At 38.1% G+C, this 6,122-nt stretch carries 3 protein-coding genes; 2 read left to right on the top strand and 1 reads right to left on the bottom strand.

The features are described from left to right. Positions 1-488 precede the first annotated feature (488 nt). Positions 489-2,372 (top strand): PGF-pre-PGF domain-containing protein, encoded by a 1,884-nt coding sequence (locus A9239_RS06565; RefSeq protein ID WP_052712872.1) that lies wholly within the window; start codon positions 489-491, stop codon positions 2,370-2,372. Between the two features lie 240 nt (positions 2,373-2,612). After that, a complete protein-coding gene (locus A9239_RS06560) occupies positions 2,613-3,122 on the top strand; it encodes a DUF523 domain-containing protein (protein WP_048116594.1) in 510 nt (169 codons plus the stop codon). 544 nt (positions 3,123-3,666) lie between these two features. Here A9239_RS06560 and A9239_RS06555 read toward each other — a convergent pair. Beyond that, positions 3,667-6,122, bottom strand: a 2,456-nt coding sequence (locus A9239_RS06555) for a COR domain-containing protein (protein WP_083250213.1), incomplete at its 5' end; no start/stop codon positions are given.

Below are 6,122 nucleotides of genomic sequence, written 5' to 3'. Positions count from 1 at the left end.
CAAGTGAAAGCCAAGTGAAGACCAGGTAAAGGCTAATTGAAAGACATAGTATTGAATCAATTATCAAGGACTCAATTATACGATACTTAGTGGATGACTCGACAATAGTTGATCTGTCTGTTAATTAACGACTTTCCCGCCAAAAAAGAGATTTATTTTGGAATCAGTACACTTGGATTCATGTAGGTAGTGAAGTCACCATCAATTCCGATTCTTTCAGATCTCCTAAATCTCCTAAATCTCCGAATCATCAAACTGGAACCCCGAAAGTCACCCCATCTTTCGTTTAAAACTCCCATTTAATCAATTGTTTTCGTTAGTAGGAGAATGATTTTCAAGCAATTTCACTATATGTGCTTGTTTTAAAATAAAAAATATTTTTTCATTGTTTTTGAAGACCTGTAAACTTATTAAGATTCAAGATGTACCTTATAATATAACTTATATATCAAAAATAATAAAGTGACTTTAAATTGGAGATGTAGGAAATGAAAAATCGCTTTATTGCATTATTATTAGCAATTTTTATATTTATAACAGCGTCTGGAATAGGTGCTGCAGCTGAAATAATAGTGCACAATGGTGAATCAATACAGTCAGCTGTGAATAATGCAACGCACGGAGACACTATAATTGTAGAACCTGGTACTTATTATGAGAATGTTACTCTCAGTACATATGATATGGTTATTATGTCTCAATCAGGCAATCCTGAAGACACGATAATTCAAGGAAATGGTTTTTACCTAACAGGTGATGCACAGGAGATAACCATTAAAGGTTTTACCCTAAAAGGTACTGATACTTCTTATGGAATAAATCTCGGTCAGTTCTCTAACTGCATAATTGAAAAAAATAAAATCCTGAATTATGGTACAGGCATTGACACAAATCTGTACTCTACTTTTACTATAGATAATAATGAAATTTCAAATTGTGAATCAGGAGTTTCTGTTGGGGAATGTTATTACGGTGCTACTGTCAAAAACAACAGGATTTCTAACTGTGAAATAGGAGTCGTTGTGGGAGATTCAGGAAATTCCCAAATTGAGAATAACACAATTACAGAAAATGATCAGGGTATAGCCCTGCTGTACGAAGGCCGCGCTGATATTGCCGGTAATACTATAAGTTTTAACAAGAAATGTGGGCTTTACGATAAAGCAGATGCTAGTAGCAAAATCTATAACAATTATTTCAATAACACAGTAAATGTAATTTTTGATGGCTATTATGGCTACCCTAACATATGGAACACTACCAGAACAACAGGAAAAAACATTATAGGTGGCCCCTATATTGCAGGAAACTATTGGGCTAAACCTGATGGAACAGGCTTTTCTCAAACACATTACGATGTAGACGGAGACGGCATAGCAGAGGAGACAGCAACCCTTAGCGAAAATGAAATCGACTATGCAGCTCTTGCAACGTCGAATTCTTCAACGCCTGAGCAACCTCCGGCATCAACTAATTCAACAGTTACTCCTTCCGATAACGTAACAGAGCCTCCTTCAGAAGAAGTCGTAGGTAATAATAGCAGCAGTTCTGATGGTAATTCAGATAGCAATTCAGATGGCAATTCAGATGGCAATTCAGATGGCACTTCTGGCGACAGTTCAGATAGCGGTTCAGATGGCACTTCTGGTGGAAGCAGCCACAGCAGTGGAAGTAGCGGTGGCGGCGGTGGTTCCCCTGAACCTCAAACTAACGTTCAAGTCAAGGAACTTTCGCAGGCACAGGTTTTAAACGGAAAGTCTGTAATGTTTGATTTCCCAAATAACGCAACCTGTGTTGTGTATGTCAGCTTTGATGCAAAGAAGACTGCAGGTAAGATTACAGCCATTGCCGAACAACTCAAAGGAAAATCAACTCTGGTTTCAGAACTGAACTCGGGTGAGGTCTATAAGTACTTCAACCTCTGGGTCGGAAACTCAGGATTTGCTACCTCAAAGAATATTGAAAACCCTGAACTATGCTTCAAGATTGAAAAGTCCTGGCTGCAGGATAAGAAGATCAACCAGAATTCAATCATGCTCAATAGCTACAGTGACAAAAAATGGTCACAACTACCAGCGACCCTGTTAAAAGAAGACGGCCAATATCTGTATTTCACGGCACACCCCTCGGAATTCTCATTCTTTGCAATAACCGGAGCAACACCAGAGGAAGCCGGAAATGAAACACAGACTGAACCTGATACTGAAAACCTCAGTACTAATACTGGAGGCAATATTGGAAACAACACTGGAAACGCAACAACAGGTGTTGAGCAACCTTCTGAGCAAGAAGAAAATAAAGGTATTCCAGGCTTTGAAATGATTTACGGAGTAATCGGGCTTACTGGAGTGTACCTGCTTAGAAGAAGGTGATCATCTGGAGAGTTTCAAAGCTACTCTTGACAGGATTGAGTCTTAGCAGGATTAACTCTTGACGGAATGAAAGACGAAACTGCAGTACTACTTAAGGGGTGAGGAAATGATTTTAAAAACACTCACCCCTTTTACTGCCTCCTGAAAGCAGAGAAAGAATATTCTGTGACCCATTGTCAAAGCTGTAGAAGAAACAGAAGACGCGAGAAAAATGTTATTAAGCGAAATACAGGTGAGGATATGAAAAAGCTGGAAAATTACGAGTGCTCCCACGTTTCTGAAAAACCCTCTGACGGCGGCGAAACCGAAGAAGTCCTGGTCATAGGCCACTGCCTGCTCAACCCCCTTGCAAGAGTAAAAGGAGTAAAACCAGCCCAGCCTATTGATACGCGAGGCGCAAACGTTATCCAGCTCCCCTGCCCGGAAGCGACGTTTTTCGGAATGAAGCGCCGGGAAATTACTAAAGATCAGCTTGACCATCCTGCTTACCGGCGGTTTTGCAGAGAAATCTTTACCCATTTTGCAGACCTGCTCGAAGACCTTGCAGCAAGCGGCGTAAAAATAAAAATTCTAGGCGTCCCGAAAAGCCCTTCATGCGGCGTGGAAATAACCAGCGTTGGCGGAGAGCCAGGCAAAGTCAAGGAATTCCACCATAGACATGCGCCGGGTCCTGGGGTATTTATGGAAGAGATTATAAAAGAGCTTGCAAAACGAGATGTAAAGTTTGAGATAGAGGATGCGGGAAGGTAAAGAAAGGTCGAAGATGCCAGAATGTAAAGAAATTAGGTAAAAATCATTGGTTCCTGATTAACTGTTTCTGATTAGTTATTTGATTTATTTAAGGGTTAAAAGAAGGAATCTTCATATTTCTTTCTACAGGTAGGTTTTTACAGGTGTCCACAATGGCTTTTATTCATTAGTTTCCCCTATATTTTGTATTTTTTGCGGGAAAAGCCGCTCTCCTACGTCGAACGGGAAAAAACGGTTCAGGATAGCGAATATGGCTATACTGGTCAGAGTTTGAGATTTTGAACTGATAATCTTTTTTCAAAAACATTAACTAACAAATGAAATAATGTTTAAAAGTTCTGCACAAAAAAGATTCACTTTTTACTTAATTATACTAGAACCGCCAGAGAAAATCGGTTCTTATAGCCTCAGGCTCTCACCGGTCGTCGCAGGCGACCGGCCTTTTCCTAAATAAGAATATAGACAAAGACATAAAAAATGAATATACAGGCTTTTCAAATGATCTAAATCATATCACGCAAGAGCATATCTGAATATAGATTAATTACCACTTTTTTGATTTTTTACTTTTCAAGTAGATTTTCATTATTTCATTTAACCTAAGCCCAACGCCATAAAAGTTGGGTTCAGCCATAACAATTTTGTTTAATTTTTCCAGCAGAGTATCTTCAGTATCAGATTCTTCTTCTATTTCTTGTAATTTTCGAAGTATTTTCAGTATTTCATTCCCATTGCTTCCATTCATTTCTGCTATTCGCAGTATTTCTTCCAGTAGTGCTCTCTCGTTACTTCTATTAATTACTGTTCCAAGAAGATCACTTACATTATATTCATCATCAGAGCCATCGGGCATATAAGTTTCACGTCCTTTTAACTCCAGTTTGATTAAGTGATCATAGCTTACAGTCACTTCTGGATTATCAGGCAATGGAATTTTTTCTATTGCTTTTAATTTTTCGAAACTATTGTTTATTTCCCGAAACATCTGTAGGATAACTGAGAAATAGTCCCTTCTTTGGTTCCCATTTACGTAAATGCTTATTCTCTTTGCTTCAATGTCTGCTCTGATCACCGCAGTAGAATGGTAACCTTTGTTCTCCAGAACCACACCTGTGCGCCAGCGCAGATCATCTTTTATATCCCTATTCATCTTTACGATGAAACGTGGCATTACCGAAGGAGGAAGAAAATCATAGTCTATTACAAACCTTAGAGTTCCTTCGTAATCAAATTCAAAATCAGGTTCCTGAATTTCCAGCGAGGCAGGAAGGAGAACAGTGTTATCATCAAGATCGTAAGATAATTCAAATTTTTTCATCAAACTAACAAAAAAACCATATTGATAGGGAGGATAACAAAAATCTGCTTCAGTATTCTTCTTTAATATCTCAGGAAGCATGCTGTCAGGTTTTAGAATTCCTTTAGATTCGGCAATTTCCCTTGAGTTAACGATTTTATATACAGCATTAGTAACCCATTGAGGTTCTAAAACATATGTATTTAATAGAGGTATGTCTCTGAAATGAAGTATTACACCTAAGTCATGAAGGAAATCAACAAGGGTGTTCTGTGCTGATTCACTTTTTATTCCTTCTTCATCACACATTGTTTCATATTGTTTATATTCGATGAAATTACAGTGCTCACAGTCTCCATTGACTTTAGTCGAAGGACAGCTCGGGCATATTTCTTCAAGCCTACTCTTTACATTAAACCAGCTTATAGGCCACTTAATTTCAAGATGTTTAACCGTCTTTAATTCATCTTCAAGAATTTTTAGAAATTCCTCAATTCCTTCTCCTGATTTGCAGGATAGCCTGTAAAATCCCCTTATTGACGAATATTTTTCTCCCAGGAACTTTCTGTTTAGTTCAAAAGCTGGATTTTGATCTATTTTATTAATCACAACTAAAACAGGGGAATCTCCACCGAAATTTTCTATGAGTTTAAGCCAGTATTCAGGCTTCTCATCTTTTCTTCCATCCAACACCAGAATGTAAAGACTCCTTTTTGACAAAAAGAACTGGTGAGTGGCGTGCATGATTTCTTGCCCACCAAAATCCCAGAAATTAGCCTTGATTTCTCGATCTCCATTATTTATTGCCAACTTCCTGATATTGATTCCCTGAGTTTGTGACTCATTACCATCAACTTCTTCCCCAAAAATTCTCTTCACCAGTGAGGTTTTGCCCGCCTCTCCATCTCCTACCAGCAAAACTTTAACTTCATTTAACGGTTTCTTTTCACCTTCAAATGACTTGAAATAATTGATAACTGCCTCACGGCCCTGTTTTACAATCTCTATTGGAGGATTTTCAAGAGGATTTCCTTCTAAGAATATTCCTTTTTCTGCCGAATTACCTTCCCACTCAATATCTATACCTAATTCTAATATTTCTGGCGGCAGCGAACTTAATTGATTATCAGAGAGGATAAGTGTAGTAAGATTTTTCAGTTCTGTGATTTCCGGAGGAAACGAAGTCAATTTATTACGAGATATGTCAAGTCTAGTAAGATTTTTCAGTTCTGTGATTTCCGAAGGCAACGAAGTCAATTCATTACGAGATATGTCAAGTCTAGTAAGATTTTTCAGTTCTGTGATTTCCAGCGGTAACGAAGTCAATTGATTCCAAAACATGTAAAGTGTAGTAAGACTTTTCAACTCTGTGATTCCCGGCGGCAACGAAGTCAATTGATTCCAAGCCATGTTAAGTGTGATAAGATTTTTCAACTCTGCGATTCCAAGCGGTAGCGAAATCAATTGATTCCAAGATATATCTAGTGTAGTAAGATTTTTCAACTCTGCGATTCCCGGTGGCAGTGAAGTTAATTGATTTGAAGATATGTTAAGTATAGTAAGATTTTTCAACTCTGTGATTTCCGATGGCAGTGAAGTTAATTCATTACTAGATATGTTAAGTGTAGTAAGATTTTTCAACTCTGCAATTTCCGACGGCAATGAAGTTAATCGATTCGAAGAGATGTTAAGTGTAGTAAGAT

Origin of the sequence: Methanosarcina sp. A14 (assembly GCF_001729375.1) — an archaeon.
GTDB lineage: Archaea > Halobacteriota > Methanosarcinia > Methanosarcinales > Methanosarcinaceae > Methanosarcina > Methanosarcina barkeri.
Note: the sequence above shows the minus strand (reverse complement) of the source record. Positions and strands in the feature narration are given on the sequence as shown.

What these genes read in the sequence shown, in the direction of transcription:
- A9239_RS06560 (WP_048116594.1), top strand. Translation starts at nt 2,613, where the DNA reads ATGAAAAAGCTGGAAAATTACGAGTGCTCCCACGTTTCTGAAAAACCC.
- A9239_RS06565 (WP_052712872.1), top strand. Translation starts at nt 489, where the DNA reads ATGAAAAATCGCTTTATTGCATTATTATTAGCAATTTTTATATTTATA.